Origin of the sequence: Microbacterium oleivorans, from assembly GCF_013389665.1 — a bacterium.
Classification (GTDB): domain Bacteria; phylum Actinomycetota; class Actinomycetes; order Actinomycetales; family Microbacteriaceae; genus Microbacterium; species Microbacterium oleivorans_C.
In genome coordinates this window covers 2,060,375-2,078,560 of sequence record NZ_CP058316.1, presented here as the reverse complement: position 1 = coordinate 2,078,560, position 18,186 = coordinate 2,060,375, and the positions used below count along the sequence as shown (strand labels likewise).

The following is an 18,186-nucleotide window of genomic DNA, read 5'->3' as shown; positions in this document are numbered from 1 at the left end:
TCCTAGACTTGACCTGTGCACGAAGCGCAGACGACGGCGGATGCCGTGGCCGACGACGCGCCGGCGACCGAGCCGGCCACGTCGGGCCGCGGTCGACGGCGCGCGCGCGGCCGCGGTCGACGCAGCCTCGCCGTCGATCTGACCGCGCTCGGACTGCTCGGCGCCCTCGTGATCGCAGGGCTCGGCGTGGGCGGCTTCGCCGTCTATCGTGCGCTGTACAGCCCCGCCGCCTTCGTCGAGCGCTACCTGTCGCTGCTGAGCACGGGTAGCGCCGCCGACGCCCTGCAGATCCCCGGGGTCGCGATGGACTCGGCCGACCTGGCCGAGGCCGAGCTGCCCGCGGGCGCCTCCGAGGTGCTGCTGCGCCGCGCCGCGCTCGCGCCGCTGTCGGAGGTGTCGGTGATCGGCGAGCGGGCGCGCGGCGATGTCACCGAGGTGACGGTGACCTACCTGGCGAACGGACACCGCGGTCGCACGCAGTTCGCCGTGCGGCAGGACGGGTGGATCGGTGTCGCGCCGGCCTGGCGCTTCTCGCGCAGCCCCCTCTCGGCGATCGACCTGACCGTGCGCGGGGCGACGCGGTTCACGGTCAACGGCTTCGAGCTCGACACGCGACAGGTCGCCCCCGAGGGCGTGGATGCCGACCCGCTGGTCCCCGTCTCGATGCTCGTGTTCTCGCCCGGCGCGTACTCGATCGCCGTCGACACCGCGACGGCGACCACGGCCGGAGTCGCGGTGCTCTCCGATGCGCCGCAGAAGTCGGTGCCCGTCGACCTGCAGACCGAGCCCACCCCCGAGTTCGTCGACGTGGTGCAGGAGCGGGTCGACGAGTTCCTCGACTCGTGCGCGACGCAGCAGGTGCTGCAGCCCACCGGATGCCCGTTCGGCTTCTTCGTGCGCAACCGCGTCGAGGGCGCGCCGCAGTGGGCCATCACGGAGAACCCCGAGATCAGCGTCGTTCCCGACGGAGCCCAGTGGGCGATCCCGAGCACGCGGGCAGTCGCCCGCATCGACGTCCAGATCCGATCGCTGTTCGACGGTCGACTCAACGAGGTGTCGGAGGACGTCGAGTTCTTCCTCACCGGGAAGATCACGATCCTCCCCGACGGGACGGCATCCATCCAGGTCTCCGCCGCCCAGGAGTAGCCGGGCGGCGCGGTCTGCGACCGGGACGGCTCAGCGGCGGGCGGAGTCTCGACGCGCCATCTCGGCGAGGCGTTCGTTGTACTCGTCGAGCTCGACGTCCCCGGCGCGGTCGACCTGGCGGTCGCGCCGACGCTGCATCCGATCATCCGACCGGCTCCACTGGATCGCCACGGTGATGGCGAGGATGAGGGTGGGGATCTCCCCCACCGACCATGCGACGCCGCCGCCGATGTACTGGTCCTCGAGGGGCGACGCGCCCCAGGTGCGCCCCATCGACCCGAACCACTCCGCCGCGAACAGTCCCGTCGACATCATGATGGCGATGCCGAAGAACGCGTGCATCGCCATCACCGCGATGAGCGTCAGCAGCCGGAACGGGTAGGGCAGCCGGTAGGGCACCGGGTCGATGCCGATGAGCGAGAGGACGAACAGGTAGCCGGAGATCAGGAAGTGGGCGACCATCCACTCGTGCCCGACGTGGTCGTACAGCGACCACCGGAACAGGTCGGTGTAGTAGAACACCCAGAGCGACCCGATGAACATGATCGACGCGAACGCCGGGTGGGTGACGATCCGCGAGAAGGGCGTGTGGACGGCCCAGAGGATCCACTCGCGTCCGCCTCGGGTGCCGTCGTCGCGCTTGCGGATGGCGCGCGCCGCCAGGGTCACCGGCGCACCCGCCACGAGACACAGCGGGATCGCCATCGACAGCAGCATGTGACCGACCATGTGCAGGCTGAACAGGTAGTCCTGGTAGGCGTTGATCGGACCGCACGTCACCCACAGGAGCAGCAGCAGGCCGAACACCCACAGCGCCGTGCGGTAGATCGGCCAGCGGTCGCCGCGACGGTGCAGCCGCCACACACCCACGAGGTAGAAGAACAGCCCGAACCCCGCGACGAAGACCCAGAGCAGGTCGATGTCCCACATCGTGAACCAGCGATCGATGGTGAGCTCGGGCGGCAGGACGGCGCCGGTGAGGATCTGGGCGGGCGTCTGCTCCTCGGGCAGGGACGTGTCCACGGGAGGGGGCGTGCGTGCGAGGGCGGCGGCCGCGCCGCTCGCGATGCCCATGAAGGCGATCTCGACGGTCACGAGCAGCCAGAAGATGCGTGCGGCACCCGCCGAGGCGAGCCGGGCGATCAGGCGGCGGCGGTACATCGCGCCGAGCAGCCCCATCGCGATGAGCGCGACGACCTTCACCAGCAGCAGTGCACCGTAGGGCGAGAGGAGGTTCTCGGGCGAGACGATGCCGACCGCCGCCCGGACGCTGCCCGAGACCGCCACGACGACGAAGGCCGCCAGCGCGATGCTCGAGTACCGCGACACGACGGCGACCATGTCGGCCCGCTCGACGACCGGCCTGATGACGACCAGCAGGAGCAGGCCGCCCAGCCAGACCGCCGCTGCCACGATGTGCAGCGCGAGCGCCACCACCGCGGTGTTGTGGTTGGCCTCTTCGCCGGAGTGGCCCTGCGTGGCCATGGGGACGAGGGATGCCGCGGCGAGCACCGCCACGATGAGGGTGGTCGTCCAGCCCCGCACCGCGAAGGTCAGCACCGTGAGCACCGCGCCGGCGATCGTGGTCAGCAGCCAGGCGCGCCCGGTCTCGGTCTCGACCAGGAATCGCCCGAGCTGCTGGCCGAACTCCGCGCCCGCGCTCGGGGCCGCGCCGAACAGGTTCAGGAAGGTGAAGAAGGCGGTCGCCGCGCTCGCGACGGTGAAGATCGCCGCCGAGATCGACGCGGTGTCGAGGGCGGCATCGAACGGACGCTCGCCCGAGCGAAGCGCGAACAGCGCCACCACGAGCGAGCCGACCATTCCCGCCGCCGCCAGGTTGACGACGAGCTTGATGACCGGGAGCCCCCACCTCACGATGGGGCCGGGGTCGAGCAGCTGCAGCGGTGCGGCGCCGCCGCCCGCGGCGAGACCGATGAGCGCGACGACGACCGCCGACACGGCGAGGATCGCCGGACCGGCGATGCGCTGCGCTCGGGAGTCCACCCGACAAGCCTACGGCGGCCCGCTGACCGCGAGGTCCCGTCCGGGGGGTTCCGCGGCGCAGCTGGGCCGGGGGAACGACGGAGGGGGATGCCGCGCGGCATCCCCCTCCGGTGAATCGTCGTCGATTACTTGACGGCGGCCTTCAGCTTCGAGCCGGCGGTCACCTTGACGCGCTTGCCCGCGGCGATCTTGATCTCTTCGCCGGTCTGCGGGTTGCGGCCGGTGCGGGCGGCGGTGTCGACCTGCTCGAAGGCGATCCAGCCCGGGATCGAGACCTTGTTGCCCTTGGCGACGGCCTCGGAGACGGTCGTGAAGAGGGAGTCGAGCACGCCCGAGACGGCGGCCTGGCTCTGACCGGTGGCGCTGGCGATGCTCGCGACGAGCTCGGTCTTGGTGATGGACTTGTCAGCCATAGGGTTGTCCTCCAGACGGCGGACGACGGACGCGCCGCCGACAGCTTGGGTGGTTCCCGGGGGACTCGCGTCCCGCCGGTTGGTCGTTCGACCGGTCCCGAATATACGCGGATTCCGCGGAATCTCGCGGATTTCCGGGCTCGAGGGACCTCTTTGACCCCGCGTGTCGCCCCGAATCGGGGTCGAAACGGCCGAAAAAGTCGATTTCGGGCGCCTGTGCGACCGTCCGCTGGCGCTCGCCGGCTGCGCTCGCGGCGGTGCGAGGGCACGCGAGGATCAGATGCGGCGGAGGGCGGCGACGACCTCGGCCTCCCAGCGGCGGGCGGCGGGCAGCACCCCGACGTAGAGCGGGGTGTCGTGCGTGACGCCGAGGTAGCGGGTCGCGCTCGCCTCGACGCCCGCGCGGCGCAGCGCGGCGGCATAGGCGGCCCCGTCGCTGCGCAGGGGGTCGTACTCCGCGGTCAGCACGACCGCCGGTGGGAGGTCGGCGTGCGAGTCGGCGCGCATCGGCGACGCGTACGACTCGCGTGCCCGCGAGCGGTCGCCGAGATACGTCCGGGCGACCGACGCCAGCTCTCGGAGCGCGACGAAGGCCGGGATGCCGAGGGCGTAGGTCGCCCGGAGGTCGATCCAGCGCCCGGTCAGGTCGGTCACCGGCACCTCGAGGATCTGCACCGCGACGGGATGCCGCGCACGATCCCGGTTCATGAGGGTGAGGACGGCCGCGAGGTTGCCCCCCGCCGACGCCCCCGAGATGCCGACGCGTGCGGGGTCGATGCCCAGGGTCGTCGCCTCCTCGTGCATCCAGTCCCACACCGCGTACGCCTGCTCGATCTGCGTGGGGTAGCGGTGCTCGGGGGCCAGCGCGTAGTCGACGGCCACGAGGACGACACCGGATGCCTCGGCGCGGCGTCGGCACGCGGCATCCGCGGTGGGATAGTCGATGCCGCCGATCCGGAACGCGCCCCCGCCGAGCACCACGCACGCCGGTGATGCGACATCGTCGGTCGCGGTGCTCGGGCGGTACACGCGCACCCGGACGGCGGGGTGGCCGTCGACGGCGACCCGGTACTCGGTCGTCGCGATCGGCGGGCCGGGGGTGCCCGCGGTGCGGAGCTCCTGTCGGTCCCACTTCAGCGCGGCCCGGCGGTGACGCTCACGCGGCGAGAGGGCGCGCCTCGGCTCGGCGGCGGGCTCGGCGGCGACCTCGGACGAGGCCCCGCCCCGCCCGTCGCGACCGGGCCGGGGCAGCCGTGCCGTCACACCCGACCGGAGCGACCGCCACGCCTGACGCAGCAGGTAGACGCGATGGGTGCGCAGGCGCTCGGCGAAGAACGGATCCAGCGGCACGATCAGTCGGCGTCGGCGTCGGCCGCGCCGCGGGCAGCGTCGAGTTCACGCAACCGGCGCAGTTTCGACCACGGGACGAAGGCGATCCACATCACCGAGGCGATGCTGGCGCCCATGATCATCGACGAGATATCCATGCCTCGACCGTAGACGCAACTGCGGCCCACCGTCTCGCGATCGGGCACAGCGAAGCCCCCGCCCCGAGCGGACTCGGAACGGGGGCTTCGGTGCTGTGGTGCAGGCCGCTTACCAGCTGGACTTGGTCACACCGGGCAGCTCGCCCTTGTGCGCCATGTCGCGGAAGCGAACGCGCGAGATGCCGAACTTCGAGAGGTGGCCACGGGGGCGACCGTCGATGGCGTCGCGCTTGCGGACGCGCACCGGCGAAGCGTTGCGGGGGAGCTTCTGCAGGCCGACGCGGGCGGCCTCGCGGGCCTCGTCGGTCGCTTCGGGGTCGACGAGGGTCTTCTTCAGCTCGGCACGCTTCTCGGCGTACCGGGCGACGACGACCTCGCGCTGGTTGTTGCGCGCGATCTTGCTCTTCTTGGCCATGCGATCAGCGCTCCTCTCGGAATTCGACGTGCTTGCGGATCACCGGGTCGTACTTCTTCAGCACGATGCGGTCGGGGTTGTTGCGACGGTTCTTGCGCGTCACGTAGGTGTACCCCGTACCGGCGGTCGAACGGAGCTTGATGATCGGACGGACGTCCTGAGCCTTCTTCGCCATTAGAGCTTCACACCCTTCGCGAGGAGGTCCTTGACGACCGACTCGATGCCGCGGGCGTCGATGACCTTGATGCCCTTAGCCGAGACGTTCAGCGTGATCTTGCGACCAAGCGTGGGAACGTAGTAGGTCTTCTTCTGCACGTTCGGGTCGAAGCGGCGCTTCGTCCGGCGGTGCGAGTGCGAGATGTTGTGACCGAAGCCGGGAACAGCTCCGGTCACCTGGCACACTGCTGCCATAGTGATTCTCCTTAGTACCGTGACACCGGACGGTGCCACCCAAGATCCCTTGTCTGCACCCGCGCCTCATCCGGCCGTTTCCGACCTGTGATGGGGAGTGGGTACGTACTGCGTGCTGGAGTGCGCGCAGACAAACAGTCATCCTAGCACGGAGCGCTCGGCCCAGCCGGCGCGGCCTCCGCACCCGCAGCGGCTTCGGCGGCGCCGCGACCCCAGCGGAAGGACGAGACGGTCGGGTCGCCGGCGATCCAGAACCGCCACGGGAAGGCCGCCGTCCCCGCCACTCCGGCCACACCGACCCGCGGGCCGATCGCCACGTCGCGCTCCGGCTCATCCCGCAGCAGCAGCCGCGCCACCGCACCCGCGCGCTCGGCTCCCGTCACGGCGTCGAGGCCGTCGTGCACCGGGTGCCGCAGGCCCACGGCCTCGCCGAGCCTTCCCGGGCCTCGAGCGAGCTCCCGCGCCGTGCGGGCCGCGGGGCGCCGCACCTCGGCGGCATCCGCCCCGGAGACGATCTCGGCCGCGCGCAGCAGTACACCGCCGGCCACGCCGACCGGGCCGCACACGACGTTCACGCACGAATGGATGCCGTGGCTGAGGTAGACGTACAGATGCCCGGGCTCCCCCCACATCGTCGCGTTGCGCGCGGTCGGCCCCATGCGCGCGTGAGAGCCCGGATCGGGCCGATCGCCCGTGTCGCGCCCGTGGTAGGCCTCGACCTCGGTGAGTCGGACGGTCACCGACACCCCGCCGACCTCGACCGCCAGCAGCCCGCCGAGCAGCCGGGGCGCGACCGCCACCGGCAGATCGGCGAGCTCGTCCCGGGTCGCGGCGTGCCACCCCGAGGGCACGGTGGTCATGGGCGCGGCGCGCTCTGACACCACGAGATGTCGAACCCGCTGAGCACCGACACCTCCTCTCCGGTGCCGAGGTCGACGATGTGCGTCTGCAGGCGCTCCGGAAGCGGCAGCAGGTACGCGTCGTACGGATTGGCGACGGCGTCGGGCGCGACGAGGAAGGCCGCGTACCGGCTGCTGGGCGACACGCAGGTGTGGATCAGCAGCTCGTCCGAGGCCACCGAGAAGACATCCCGCGTCGTCCCGTCCGCATCCACCACCGCCACGGTCGTCGAGAGCACCGTGAACCCGTCCAACCGCGACAGCACCCGCAGCGTCTGATCCGCGTCGCCCGGCAGAGCGGTGACCGCCTGCGTCTCGCCGGCCGCCGGATCCGTCGGGGTCAGTGCGCGCTCCTCGGCCGAGGCGAGGTCGATCGCGACGAGCCCCGATGCCCGCTGCACGATGGCCTCGCTCGAACCGCGCGCGATGCCGTCGATCGTGATGGCGTTGCCCAGAGCGACCGGACTCCCACCCGACGCCGAGACGAGCGTCAGCGCGCTGTCGAAGGTCAGCAGCAGCACCGCGTCGGTGCCGGGCACGAACCGCCAGTCGTCGATCCGGGAGTCGCCGCCCGCGATCTGCAGCTGGGCGGGTTCGTCGTCGGCGCGGGCATCGGCCAGCGACGCCGTGAACAGAGCGCTCTCGAGCCCGCCTCCCGCGCCGATGTCGGCGTCGGTGAAGGTGTAGCCGATGAGGTCGCCCCGATCGGCGGTCTGCAGGTTCGTCACGACGCCGCGCCCCGGGAGCGGCAGCTCGCGGGGGTTCTCACCGGCTCGATCGGTCACGATGATCGTCGAGACACCCTCGTCGTCGGCCGACACGATCGCGAGATGGGTGGACGTCGCACGGAAGTCCTCGATGTGCGGATGGGTGAACACCGGCACGGCATCCTCACCGTCGATCCCGGTGCGGAAGATGGTGTCCTCGTCGCCGCCGCGCTGCAGCAGATAGGTCTCGAGCGCCGGCGTCGAGAAGGTCTCCTCGATCGACCCCGCCGGTCCGCCGCCGAGGCCCTGCAGTCCGTCGATACGGACGGTGTAGTCGGTGGCATCGCGCAGCGGCAGGGTGAAGCGGATGCCGATCTGTCGGCCCGACGTGTCGACGGTGACGTCCGCGGCCGGCTCGATGTGGACCTGGGCGGGATCGACCTCGACGAGCGACTGCGTCGTCGTGACGATCATGCGCGATCCGGCCGACTCGACTGCGGCTTCGGGATCGACGCTGACGGACGTCGCGCGCGGTCCCTGCACGGAGGTGAGTACGCCGCCGGCGCCGCCGACCAGCGCCAACGCGCCGATGACCGCCGCCATGGCCACGACGAACCGTCGAGACCTGCGGTGCTGCGTGCGTTCGCGGCGGGTGCCCCGCGTCGCGCCGTCAGTACTCATACGGGTCCTCGGGCTCCGCCACGGTCTCCACGCCGGTCGCCTCCACGACCAGAGAGCCGTCGCGATCGCGGATGACTCCGGTGACGGTGACCCACTCGCCGGTCGCGGGCACGTCCGAGATCTCGCCCACCGGCACACTCGCCGGCTGCGCGTCGATGACGCAGTGCGTGATGATCAGCCGCGTCAGGCCGAAACCACCCGCGCTCGAGGGGGTGACGAACCCGGTCAGGCTGATCTCGTCGCCCTCGAACGCCTCCGGGTTCGTCGCCGTCGCGAAGACGCTCGCCCACTCGCCGACCCCGAACGAGGCCGTGTCGCCGGTGGTCGCGAGCGCGACGGTGTCGGCGCCCTGGAAGAGCGGGGGCGTTCCGGTGTCGCGCGACATCGCCAGCTCGGCCGACAGCGTCGCCGGCGGGGTCACGAGCGCCACGGCGACGAGGCCGGTCGCGATTACGCCCCCCGCGCTCGCGGCGACCGCCCCCACGGCGAGCCGCACGCGCGGTGCCGCCGGCCGAGGCCCGTGCGCGGGTGCGTGCCCGTGCGCGTGCATCGGTGTGTGCTCGTGCGTGTGCTCGGGCGTGTGCGCGGCTACGGGTGCGTGCGTGGGTGCGGGCATCGGGTTTGGGGTGGCTGCGCCACTGTGGGGCGTGAACTTCGCGCCCCGCCGTGAAGCCGGCGCCCCAAACCCTGGCGCGGCAGCGGCAGCGGCAGCGGCAGCGGCACCGGCACCGGCACCGGCAGCGGCAGCTGCATCGGCACCGACGGGGGCGTCGCCGTGGTCGTGGCCGTGGTCGGCCTCGGCGCCGAGGGGCAGCGCGAAGCTCGCGACGGCGCCGATCAGCCCCAGCACCGACATCCCGACCGCGAACCAGGCCGACTCCGGGTTGATGTACAGCCCGATCCGGCCGGTGACCGCGAGGGTCACGGTGATCGCGGCGAGCGCGGCGGCGAGCCCGACGCCGAAGAGACGGGTGACGACGGCCGATCGTTCAGGCAAGGAGGTTCACCACCCCTCCGAGCGCGATCGCCGAGAGCACCACGATCACCACGAGCGCCACCAGCACGCGCGTGCGGAAGGTCGTCCGCATGAGGGCCAGCATCTTCACGTCGACGAGCGGACCCACCAGCAGGAACGCCACGATCGATCCCGGGGTGAAGGTCGAGGCGAACGACAGCGCGAAGAACGAGTCGACGTTCGAGCAGATCGACACGATCATCGCCAGCAGGATCATCGCGAGAATCGACAGCGCCGGGTTCGAGCCGATCGCCAGCAGCGTGTCGCGCGGCACCAGCACCTGCACGGCCCCGGCGATCGCCGAGCCGAGGATGAGGGCGGGCATCACGGCCCGCAGCTCCACGACGAACTGCGCGAGGCTCCGCCGCCCCTTCCCGCCGGGGTCCTCGGCGGCGAGCTCGCACGCGGCGAGGAAGCGCTCGGTGAGCAGGCCGTCGGGATCGGGATGCCGCGAGTACAGCCACCCGATGAGGTTGGCCACGAGGTAGCCGCCGACGAGTCGGGCGATGAGGATGCCGTCGTCGAAGCCGAAGGCCTGATGGGTCGTGATGATCACGATGGGATTCACGATCGGCGCGGCGATGAGGAACGTCATCGTCTCGGGCACCGAGAACCCGCGGATCATGAGCCCGCGAGCGAAGGGCAGGTTGCCGCACTCGCACACCGGGATAAGCATCCCGAGCAGCGAGAGCACCGCCCGGCGCGCCCACGCGCGTCGCGGCATCCACCGCTCGATGACCCCCGGCGGCACCCACACCTGCACGATGATCGAGAGCGCCACGCCCAGCAGCACGAACGGCAGCGACTCGATGAGCACGCTCAGCCCGAGCGTCACACCGTCTTGGGCCCGGGTCGGCAGGGAGGGCCCCGGGGTCAGCGCCGCCAGCCCGACGAGGGCGACGACGGCGGCCGCGCCGATCCCCAGCGCGACGGCGGTGCGTGTCGCGGCGGAGGGCGCGAGCCGTGCGGTCCTAGGCCCCGTCACGCTCATGCTCGCGCGCGGCCGCGGAGCACGCGGCGCACAGCCCGAAGATGTCGACGACGTGCTCCGCCTCGGTGAACCCGTTGGCCGCGGCGGTGCGGTGAGCCCATTCCTCGACGTCGGACGCCTGGATCTCGACGGTCAGCCCGCACGAACGGCAGATCAGGTGATGGTGGTGGCCCGTGCTCGAGCAGGCGCGATAGATCGCCTCGCCCTCGGGGCTCTGCAGCTGATCGGCCTCCCCCGACGCGGCGAGGGTGGCGAGGGCACGGTAGACCGTGGCCAGGCCGATGCCGGTGTTGTCGTCGCGCAGCGACGCGTGGAGGTCCTGGGCCGAGACGAATCCGCGCGCGTCGGAGAGCGCCGTGCGCACGCGCTCGCGCTGCCAGGTGTTCCGCTGGGCCATGGCCGCGAGTCTACTCGGCGGTCCTCGGCATGGGCTGGGTGCGCAGCACCCGCCCGCGTCGGGCACCGACCACCCGGCAGACGATGTAGATCGTGAACGAGATGGTCGTGATGTAGGGGCTCACCGGCAGCGTGCCCGCCACCGCGAGCAGGATGCCGCCGACCGCCGAGACCACGCCGAACAGCGCCGCCAGAAGCGGCACCGTGACCGGTCCGGTCGCGACCTTGACGGCCGCAGCGGCCGGTGTGACGAGCAGGGCCATCACCAGCAGTGCGCCGATGATGTGCACCGCGACGGCGACGACGAGGCCGAGCAGCAGCATGAACCCGAGCGAGACGGCCACGGTGGGCACCCCGCGTGCGGCGGCCGACTGCGGGTCGAGGGAGTCGAAGCGCAGCGGACGCCAGATGAGCAGCAGGGCAACCAGCACGAACGCCCCGATGCCGATCAGCCAGCCGAGCTGACCCGACTGCACCGACACGATCTGACCGGTGAGCAGGCTGAACCGGTTGGCGCTGCGGCCGTCGTAGAGCGAGAGGAAGAGGATGCCGAGCCCCAGCCCGAAGGGCATGAGCACGCCGATGATCGAGTTGCGGTCGCGGGCGCGCGAGCCGAGCCAGCCGATGAGGGCCGCCGCGATCATCGACCCGACGATCGAGCCGGTCACGACGTCCACCCCGATGAGCAGCGCCGCCGCGGCGCCGGCGAAGGAGAGCTCGCTGATGCCGTGCACGGCGAAGGCCATGTCGCGCTGGAGCACGAAGACGCCGATGAGACCGCCGACCAACCCCAGCACCGCCCCCGCCCACACCGAGTTCTGCACGAGCGCGAGGATGTCGCCGTACACCGGCAGTCCGCCGAACATCGCGTCTCCGACATCACCCCAGTTCATGCGTGGTCTCCGTGATCGTGGTGATGGTGGGATGCATCGGCGTCCGGTGCGCCGACGACCACGAGCCGATCGCCTGCGCGCAGCACGAACACCGGCGCTCCGTAGAGGTCGCTGAGCACGGGTGAGGTCAGCACCTCCTTCGGGGTGCCCAGGGTGAAGCGGCCGCCCGCGATGTAGAGGATGCGGTCGACCTTGCCGAGGACCGGGTTGATGTCGTGGGTGACGAGCAGCACGGCCGCCCCGGTGCGACGGTGCCCGTCGATGAGCTTCACGACGGCCTGCTGGTTGGCCAGGTCCAGGCTCGTCAGCGGCTCATCGCACAGCAGCAGCTTCGGGTCGTCGGCGAGCGCCTGTCCCACCCGCAGCCGCTGCTGCTCACCGCCCGAGAGCACGCCGACGGGACGATCGGCGAAATCCTGCGCGCCGACGCTCTGGAGGAGGGCGTCGACCCGCTCGCGATCGCGTCGGCGCGGCAGCGGGAGTCCGAAACGGTGCCCGTCGACGCCGAGCGCGACGAGGTCGCGGGCACGCAGCGCTGTGTCGCGCGGCAGCGGACGGGCCTGCGGCAGGTAGCCGATCGACCGGTTGCCGCGGTGATGCACCGGCCGGCCGAGCGCGCGGATCGAGCCCTCGCTGAGGGGCTCGAGTCCGAGGATCGCCCGCAGCAGCGTGGTCTTGCCCGACCCGCTCGGCCCGAGCACCGCGATGAGCTCGCCGGGCTCGACGGTGAGGTCGAGCCCGCTCCACAGCTCCCGTCCGGATCGGCGCAGGGCGGCGCCACGGATCTCGAGCAGACTCACCGGGTCAGCGTACCCGTCATCGCCCTCTCGCTCGCCGCGACCATCAGCCGGCGAGCGCTCCCGACATCTCGTCGATGTTCTGCTGCATCCACTCGACGTAGTCGACGCCGTCGGGCATGAGCTCGGAGAACTCGAGCACCGGGATCTCGAGCTCGTCCGCGAGGTTGGTGATCTCGGTCGTCTCGGCACCGCCGGTCTGGGCGTTGACGATGACGATGCGCACCTCGCCCGAACGCAGGATCTCCTGCGCCTCGAGGAGCGTGGCGGGGGGCACGTCCTGGCCCTCTTCGACGGCCTCGCTGAAGGCTGCGGGGGTCGCGTCCTCGAGTCCGGCGGCTGCGGCGAGGTACACCGGCACCGGCTCGGTCACGAAGATCTTCTGGCCCGCGTGGTCGGCGGAGATCGCCTCGAGCGAGGACTCGAGAGCGTCGATGCGCTCGATCAGCGCCGCGGCGTTCGACTCGAACGTGTCGGCCTGAGCCGGGTCGAGCTCGCCGAGCTCGTGGGCGATGTCCTCGACCAGGTGCGCGATCGTGTGCGGGTCGTACCAGACGTGCTCGTTGAAGCCCTCGATGTGGTCGTGCCCCTCGTGGTCGTGGTCGTCGGCCGCGGCCTCGCCGGACTCCGCCGCGGGCGTCTCGTCGGCGTGGTCCTCTTCGACGTGGTCCTCGTCGGCGTGGTCGTGGCCCTCGGCTCCGGGGAAGTCGTGCGAGAACTCCACAGCGGTCAGCACGGGCGCCTCGCTGCCGCTGGCCTCGATGAGACCGTCGAGGAACGAGTCGTATCCGCCGCCATTCTCGATCACGAGATCGGCCTGCGAGACCGTCAGCTGGTCGCGTGCCGACGCCTCGTAGGAGTGCGGGTCCTGCGCGAGCGAGGTGATGATCGAGGTCACCTCCACGGCGTCGCCACCGACCTCCGCGGCGAGGGAGCCGTAGACGTTCGTCGAGGCGACGACGCTGAGCGTGCCGTCATCCGTTCCGCTCGCGGCGGGCGACGAGGTGCCGGCGCAGCCGGCGAGGGTCAGGGATGCCGCGGCCACGAGCACGGCGGCGGGAAGGAGTCGACGGGTCATGACGACGATTCTACGTTACTGATAATCGTTCTCGTGACACGGGCCCATGATGACCGCGATTTCGGCGGACCGAACGATTCGCTCGCCCGAAATGCTGTCAATCAGGGGTTTTCGACGGCGGGCGGCGGCGTGCACTGGCAAGCTCGGTCACGGCCGATCTCCGTTCGACGGTGCCGGATCGCCGTCATCCCGTCACCAGCTTCGAGGAGGAGCCATGTCGCCCTGGGCGCTGTTCGTCCTCGCCGTCGGTGTCTCCGCCGACGCGTTCGCCGTGGCCCTCGGCAAGGGGCTGCAGCTGCGCAGCCACGTCGTCCGCGGCGCCCTGCTGATCGCGGGCGCCTTCGGCGTCGCCCAGGCGGTCATGCCGCTCATCGGCTGGCTGCTGGGCAGCACGTTCGCCGAGGCCATCGCACCGTTCGATCACTGGATCGCCTTCGCCCTGCTCGGCGCGATCGGCGCGAAGATGCTGTGGGAGGCCTTCCGTCCCGCCGCCGACGATGCGGACGCGGCATCCGGGATCTCCGCCCGCGAGATCGTGCTGCTCGCCCTCGCGACGAGCATCGACGCCCTCGCCGTGGGGCTCTCGTTCGCGTTCCTCGACGTGCCGCTGTGGATCGCCGTCGTGTCGATCGGGCTCGTCACCTTCGTGCTGTCGTTCATCGCCGTGCTCATCGGCCACCGCATCGGCACACGGTGGCGCAAGCCCGCCGAGATCATCGGCGGCATCGTGCTCATCGCGATCGGAACCCAGATCCTCATCGAGCACCTCGTCGCCGGCTGAGGCCCGCGCCGCGCACTGTTCGCGAGCGTGCGGCGCTCGCGCGAACGTCGGAGAATCGCACGAATCTCGGACCCGTCTGCGCGGACGGTCCGAGTTTCGCGACAGGATCCGACGTGCGGATGCCGCGCAGGGCGGACGCCGCGCACCGGATGCCGCGGGGTCAACCGGCGAGCTTCGCCTTCACATACGCGACGACGGCGTTCGCGTGACCGTGCCCCAGTCCCTGCTCGTTCTTGAGGGTATCGACGACCTGCATGTGCGGCGTCCCGGCGGCGAGCTGATCGGCGGCGAGGTCGAGCCAGTGCTGCACGGGCTGCCCGTACGTCTTCTCGATGCTCGGGAAGTACGACGCCGGCCCCTTCGGCTTGTTCGCGGGATCGATGTCCGGTGCGGGAACGCGCGGTGCACTCATGCGCCGAGGCTACTCCCGCGCGAGAACGCACCGCCACGGCGAGCGCCCACCATCCAGGGTGCGTCCTCGCCGCACAGGTGCGCTCTCGTGCGAGCCGCCGCCCCGACGATCAGTCGAGCAGCAGCGCGGGCTCCTCCAGCACCGATGCCACGTCGGCGATGAACCGGCTCATGCCGTCGCCGTCGACCACGCGGTGGTCGAACGAGCCCGACACCGTCGTGACGTAGCGAGGGCGCACCTCGCCGTCGACGACCCACGGCTTCTGGCGGATCGTGCCCATGGCCACGATCCCCGACTCCCCCGGGTTGATGATCGGCGTGCCGGCATCCATCCCGAACACGCCGATGTTCGTGATCGTGATCGTCCCGCCCTGCTGATCGGCGGGCGTGGTCTTGCCCTCGCGAGCGGTCAGCGTCAGCTTCTCGAGCGCCCGGGCCAGACCCCGCATGTTGAGGTCCTGGGCGTCCTTGATGTTCGGTACGAGCAGGCCGCGCGGCGTCGCGGCCGCGATGCCGAGGTTGATGTAGTGGCGCACACGGATCTCGGCGCCTCCCTCGGTCTCGACCCAGGCCGCGTTGACCATCGGCGTGCGACGCACGGCCCAGACGACCGCCCGCGCGACGATGAGCAGCGGCGAGACCTTGATGTCGGCGAAGTCGGGCGAGGCCTTCATCCGCTTGACGAGCTCCATCGTGCGGGTCGCATCGACGTCGGTCCACACCGACACGTGCGGGGCGCTGTACGCGGAGTCGACCATGTGCTTGGCCGTGACCTTGCGCACGCCCTTGACGGGGATGGTCTCTTCACGGTCATCCGCCGGCCGGGCCGCGGTGACCGCGGCGGGCACCGGGATCGTCTGTTCGCGCACCTCGGGACGGGCGGGCGTCTGCAGGTTGCGGAACACGGACGCCTGCGACGCGTGCTGCACGACATCCTCGCGGGTGACCTCGCCGGACGATCCGGTCGGCGTCACCGAGGCCAGGTCGACACCGAGGTCGCGGGCGAGCTTGCGGATCGGGGGCTTGGCGACGACGCCGACGGCGGCGCGCACGGGCGGCTCGGCGGGCTTGCGGCGGCGCGACTGCACCTGCCCGGCTCCGCCGTAGCCGACGAGCACCGAACCGTTGCCGTCGCCGGCGTCGGCGGCCGCGGGCTTCTCGTCGGGCTTTTCGCCGTGCGCGGAGTTGCCGCTGGCGGCATCCGCCTCTCCCGCGGCGCCGGCGATCGTGATGATCGCGGCCCCCACCTCGACGGTGGCGCCCTCGCCGACGAGCAGCTCGCCGACGGTGCCCGAGAAGGGCGAGGGCAGCTCGACGAGCGACTTGGCGGTCTCGATCTCGACGAGGACGTCGTCGACCGCGACCTCGTCGCCGGCTGCGACGTGCCACTGCACGATCTCGGCCTCGGTGAGGCCTTCGCCGACGTCCGGCAGGTGGAAGGTCTGAGTGCTCATCGGTGCTCCGATCGGGTCGGCGGGATCAGTAGGCGAGGGCGCGGTCGACGGCCTCGAGGATGCGGTCGGCGTCGGGCAGGTAGGCGCCCTCGAGCTTCGCGGCGGGGAAGGGCACGTCGAACCCCGACACGCGGAGGACGGGTGCCTCGAGCGAGAAGAAGGCCTGCTCGGTGACGGTCGCGGCGATCTCGGAGCCGAGCGAGGTGAAGCCCGGAGCCTCCTGGCCGTAGACCATCCGGCCCGTGCGCCGCACCGAGTCGACGATGGGGCCGTAGTCGACCGGCGAGAGCGAGCGGACGTCGACGACCTCGCACGAGATGCCCTCGCTCTCGGCGAGGGCGGCGGCCTGCAGCAGCACCGTCACCATCGCGCCGTGACCGACGAGGGTGACGTCGGTGCCGCGGCGGACGACGCGCGAGGCGTGCAGCGGCAGCGCGCGCGCGGCGAGGTCGACCTCGCCCTTGGCCCAGTACCGCGACTTCGGCTCGAGGAAGACGATCGGGTCGGGTGAGGCGATGGCGTCCTGGATCATCCAGTACGCATCGTTCGGCGTCGAGGGCGACACGACCCGGAGCCCCGCGGTGTGCGTGAAGTACGCCTCGGGGCTCTCCTGGTGGTGCTCGACGGCGCCGATGTGGCCGCCATAAGGGATGCGGATGACGACCGGGAACGGCATCCGTCCCTCGTGCCGGTTGGTGAGCTTCGCCAGCTGCGTCGTGATCTGGTCGAAGGCGGGGAAGACGAAGCCGTCGAACTGGATCTCGCACACCGGGCGGAAACCGGCCATCGCGAGGCCGATCGCCGTGCCGACGATCCCCGACTCGGCCAGCGGGGTGTCGAGCACGCGACGGTCGCCGAACTCGGCCTGCAGTCCCTCGGTGACACGGAACACGCCACCGAGGCGGCCGATGTCCTCACCCATCATCAGGACGTGGTCGTCGCTCTGCATCGCGCGGCGCATGCCGGCGTTGAGCGCCCTGCTGAAGGGCATCGTGTCGACGCTCATGCGCGCCCCTCCTCGAAGGATGCCTCGTAGTCGGCGAGCCACTGCCGTTGCTGCTCGACGAGCGGATGCGGGTCTGTGTAGACGTGCGCGAACATGCCGGCGGGGTCGAGCCCGCCGAGCTCGTTGGTGCGCACCCGCACGTCGTCGGCGTAGGCCGCGGCGGCGGCATCCACGTCGTCGAAGAAGGCGCCCGCGGCTCCGCGACCCTCGAGATAGCGGCGCATGCGCGCGATCGGATCGCGCTGCGCCCAGAAGGCCTCTTCGTCGCTCGTGCGGTACTTCGTCGGGTCGTCGCTCGTCGTGTGCGCGCCCATGCGGTAGGTCAGCGCCTCGATCGCTCGGGGGCCCTGGCCCGAACGGGCTTCGTCGAGGGCGAGCCGGGAGACCGCGTAGCTGGCGAGCACGTCGTTGCCGTCGACCCGGACCGAGGGCATGCCGTAACCGGCCGCGCGGCGCACCAGCGGCACGCGGGACTGCGTCGAGACGGGAACCGAGATCGCCCAGTGGTTGTTCTGCAGGAAGAACACCTGCGGGGTGTTGTAGCTGTTGGCGAAGACCATGGCCTCGTGCACGTCGCCCTGGCTGGAGGCGCCGTCGCCGTAGTAGACGATGACGGCCTCGTCGCGCTCGGGGTCGCCGGTGCCGGTGCGGCCGTCCAGGACCATGCCCATTCCATAGCCGGTCGCGTGGAGGGTCTGCGACCCGAGGACGAGCGTGTAGATGTGCGCGTTGCCGTTCTTCGGGTCGGTCGGATCCCACCCGCCGTGGGTGAGACCGCGCATGAGCCGGATGATGTCGATCGGGTCGACGCCGCGGATCGTGCACACGACGTGCTCCCGGTACGACGGGAAGAGGTGGTCCTGCGGTCGGGCCGCCCGGGCCGAGCCGACCTGGGCCGCTTCCTGGCCGAAGGACGGCGGCCACAGCGCGAGCTGACCCTGCCGCTGCAGGTTCGTCGCCTGGCGGTCGAACGCCCGCACCGTGACCATGTCGCGGTAGAACGTCTCGAGCTCGGCGTCGGTGATCGCCTCGATCATCGGCAGGTAGCGCTCCGCCTCGGGTGAGGGGTCGAACGTCCCATCAGCCGCGAGGACGCGGACGAGAGCGGGATCGTGGTCTGCTTCGTCGGTCACCCCCTAACGCTAACGCTCCGGGTATGGCCCGTTCTGCATGCGGTCGACAACGGATGCGGAGATTCGCC

The 18,186-nt window shown here is 71.2% G+C and carries 21 protein-coding genes; 2 read left to right on the top strand and 19 right to left on the bottom strand.

Annotation, left to right across the window (positions count from 1 at the left end; genetic code table 11):
- The first annotated feature begins 15 nt into the window (after positions 1-15).
- The gene (locus tag HW566_RS09880) at positions 16-1,146 is read left to right on the top strand and encodes a hypothetical protein (RefSeq protein ID WP_256728660.1); all 1,131 of its coding nucleotides are present in this window, start codon (positions 16-18) and stop codon (positions 1,144-1,146) included.
- A 30-nt stretch (positions 1,147-1,176) separates the two neighbouring features.
- Here HW566_RS09880 and HW566_RS09875 read toward each other — a convergent pair whose 3' ends face one another.
- The 15 genes from HW566_RS09875 to HW566_RS09805 all read right to left on the bottom strand — a co-directional run bounded on the left by HW566_RS09875 (position 1,177) and on the right by HW566_RS09805 (position 13,333).
- Positions 1,177-3,150 carry a cytochrome c oxidase assembly protein gene (locus HW566_RS09875; RefSeq protein WP_218621623.1) on the bottom strand — a complete coding sequence of 658 codons (1,974 nt, stop codon included), beginning with the start codon at positions 3,148-3,150 and terminating at the stop codon, positions 1,177-1,179.
- Between the two features lie 125 nt (positions 3,151-3,275).
- Positions 3,276-3,563 carry an HU family DNA-binding protein gene (locus HW566_RS09870; RefSeq protein ID WP_178012487.1) on the bottom strand — a complete coding sequence of 96 codons (288 nt, stop codon included), beginning with the start codon at positions 3,561-3,563 and terminating at the stop codon, positions 3,276-3,278.
- Between the two features lie 276 nt (positions 3,564-3,839).
- Entirely contained in the window at positions 3,840-4,913 is a 1,074-nt protein-coding gene (locus HW566_RS09865) for an alpha/beta hydrolase (protein WP_178012485.1), read from the bottom strand.
- Between the two features lie 2 nt (positions 4,914-4,915).
- Positions 4,916-5,098: a hypothetical protein gene (locus HW566_RS09860; RefSeq protein WP_178012484.1), complete on the bottom strand. Its 183-nt coding sequence runs from the start codon at positions 5,096-5,098 to the stop codon at positions 4,916-4,918.
- A 61-nt stretch (positions 5,099-5,159) separates the two neighbouring features.
- Positions 5,160-5,465, bottom strand: coding sequence for a 30S ribosomal protein S14 (gene rpsN / locus HW566_RS09855; protein WP_178012483.1), 306 nt, complete (start codon positions 5,463-5,465; stop codon positions 5,160-5,162).
- 4 nt (positions 5,466-5,469) lie between these two features.
- Complete coding sequence (gene rpmG, locus HW566_RS09850) at positions 5,470-5,640, bottom strand: 50S ribosomal protein L33 (protein WP_005051772.1); 171 nt, start codon at positions 5,638-5,640, stop codon at positions 5,470-5,472.
- Complete coding sequence (gene rpmB / locus HW566_RS09845; RefSeq protein WP_178012481.1) at positions 5,640-5,876, bottom strand: 50S ribosomal protein L28; 237 nt, start codon at positions 5,874-5,876, stop codon at positions 5,640-5,642. The genes rpmG and rpmB overlap by 1 nt, the downstream gene beginning before the upstream one ends.
- Positions 5,877-6,019: 143 nt before the next feature.
- Complete coding sequence (locus HW566_RS09840; RefSeq protein ID WP_178012479.1) at positions 6,020-6,736, bottom strand: DNA-3-methyladenine glycosylase; 717 nt, start codon at positions 6,734-6,736, stop codon at positions 6,020-6,022.
- A complete protein-coding gene (locus HW566_RS09835) occupies positions 6,733-8,163 on the bottom strand; it encodes a hypothetical protein (protein ID WP_178012477.1) in 1,431 nt (476 codons plus the stop codon). Before HW566_RS09835 ends, HW566_RS09840 begins: the two co-directional genes overlap by 4 nt.
- Positions 8,153-9,160, bottom strand: a complete 1,008-nt coding sequence (locus tag HW566_RS09830) for a TIGR03943 family putative permease subunit (RefSeq protein ID WP_178012475.1) — start codon at positions 9,158-9,160, stop codon at positions 8,153-8,155. Before HW566_RS09830 ends, HW566_RS09835 begins: the two co-directional genes overlap by 11 nt.
- On the bottom strand, positions 9,153-10,169 hold the full coding sequence (locus tag HW566_RS09825; RefSeq protein ID WP_178012473.1) for a permease: 1,017 nt from the start codon (positions 10,167-10,169) through the stop codon (positions 9,153-9,155). Before HW566_RS09825 ends, HW566_RS09830 begins: the two co-directional genes overlap by 8 nt.
- Complete coding sequence (locus HW566_RS09820) at positions 10,150-10,566, bottom strand: Fur family transcriptional regulator (RefSeq protein WP_178012471.1); 417 nt, start codon at positions 10,564-10,566, stop codon at positions 10,150-10,152. Before HW566_RS09820 ends, HW566_RS09825 begins: the two co-directional genes overlap by 20 nt.
- A gap of 10 nt (positions 10,567-10,576) precedes the next feature.
- Positions 10,577-11,458, bottom strand: a complete 882-nt coding sequence (locus HW566_RS09815; protein ID WP_178012469.1) for a metal ABC transporter permease — start codon at positions 11,456-11,458, stop codon at positions 10,577-10,579.
- Positions 11,455-12,258: a metal ABC transporter ATP-binding protein gene (locus HW566_RS09810; protein ID WP_178012467.1), complete on the bottom strand. Its 804-nt coding sequence runs from the start codon at positions 12,256-12,258 to the stop codon at positions 11,455-11,457. The genes HW566_RS09815 and HW566_RS09810 overlap by 4 nt, the downstream gene beginning before the upstream one ends.
- A 43-nt stretch (positions 12,259-12,301) precedes the next feature.
- Complete coding sequence (locus HW566_RS09805; protein ID WP_178012465.1) at positions 12,302-13,333, bottom strand: metal ABC transporter solute-binding protein, Zn/Mn family; 1,032 nt, start codon at positions 13,331-13,333, stop codon at positions 12,302-12,304.
- Between the two features lie 214 nt (positions 13,334-13,547).
- Between HW566_RS09805 and HW566_RS09800 the strand changes: the two genes are divergently transcribed.
- Positions 13,548-14,114 (top strand): manganese efflux pump MntP, encoded by a 567-nt coding sequence (locus tag HW566_RS09800; protein WP_178012463.1) that lies wholly within the window; start codon positions 13,548-13,550, stop codon positions 14,112-14,114.
- A gap of 160 nt (positions 14,115-14,274) precedes the next feature.
- On the opposite strand, the gene HW566_RS09795 is transcribed toward HW566_RS09800, so the two are convergent.
- From HW566_RS09795 to HW566_RS09780, 4 genes are all read right to left on the bottom strand, one after another.
- Positions 14,275-14,526, bottom strand: a complete 252-nt coding sequence (locus HW566_RS09795) for a DUF4287 domain-containing protein (protein WP_178012461.1) — start codon at positions 14,524-14,526, stop codon at positions 14,275-14,277.
- 109 nt (positions 14,527-14,635) lie between these two features.
- Entirely contained in the window at positions 14,636-15,979 is a 1,344-nt protein-coding gene (locus HW566_RS09790; RefSeq protein ID WP_178012459.1) for a dihydrolipoamide acetyltransferase family protein, read from the bottom strand.
- Between the two features lie 25 nt (positions 15,980-16,004).
- Positions 16,005-16,985: an alpha-ketoacid dehydrogenase subunit beta gene (locus HW566_RS09785; RefSeq protein WP_178012457.1), complete on the bottom strand. Its 981-nt coding sequence runs from the start codon at positions 16,983-16,985 to the stop codon at positions 16,005-16,007.
- Positions 16,982-18,118, bottom strand: a complete 1,137-nt coding sequence (locus HW566_RS09780; RefSeq protein ID WP_178012455.1) for a thiamine pyrophosphate-dependent enzyme — start codon at positions 18,116-18,118, stop codon at positions 16,982-16,984. The genes HW566_RS09785 and HW566_RS09780 overlap by 4 nt, the downstream gene beginning before the upstream one ends.
- Positions 18,119-18,186 lie beyond the last annotated feature (68 nt).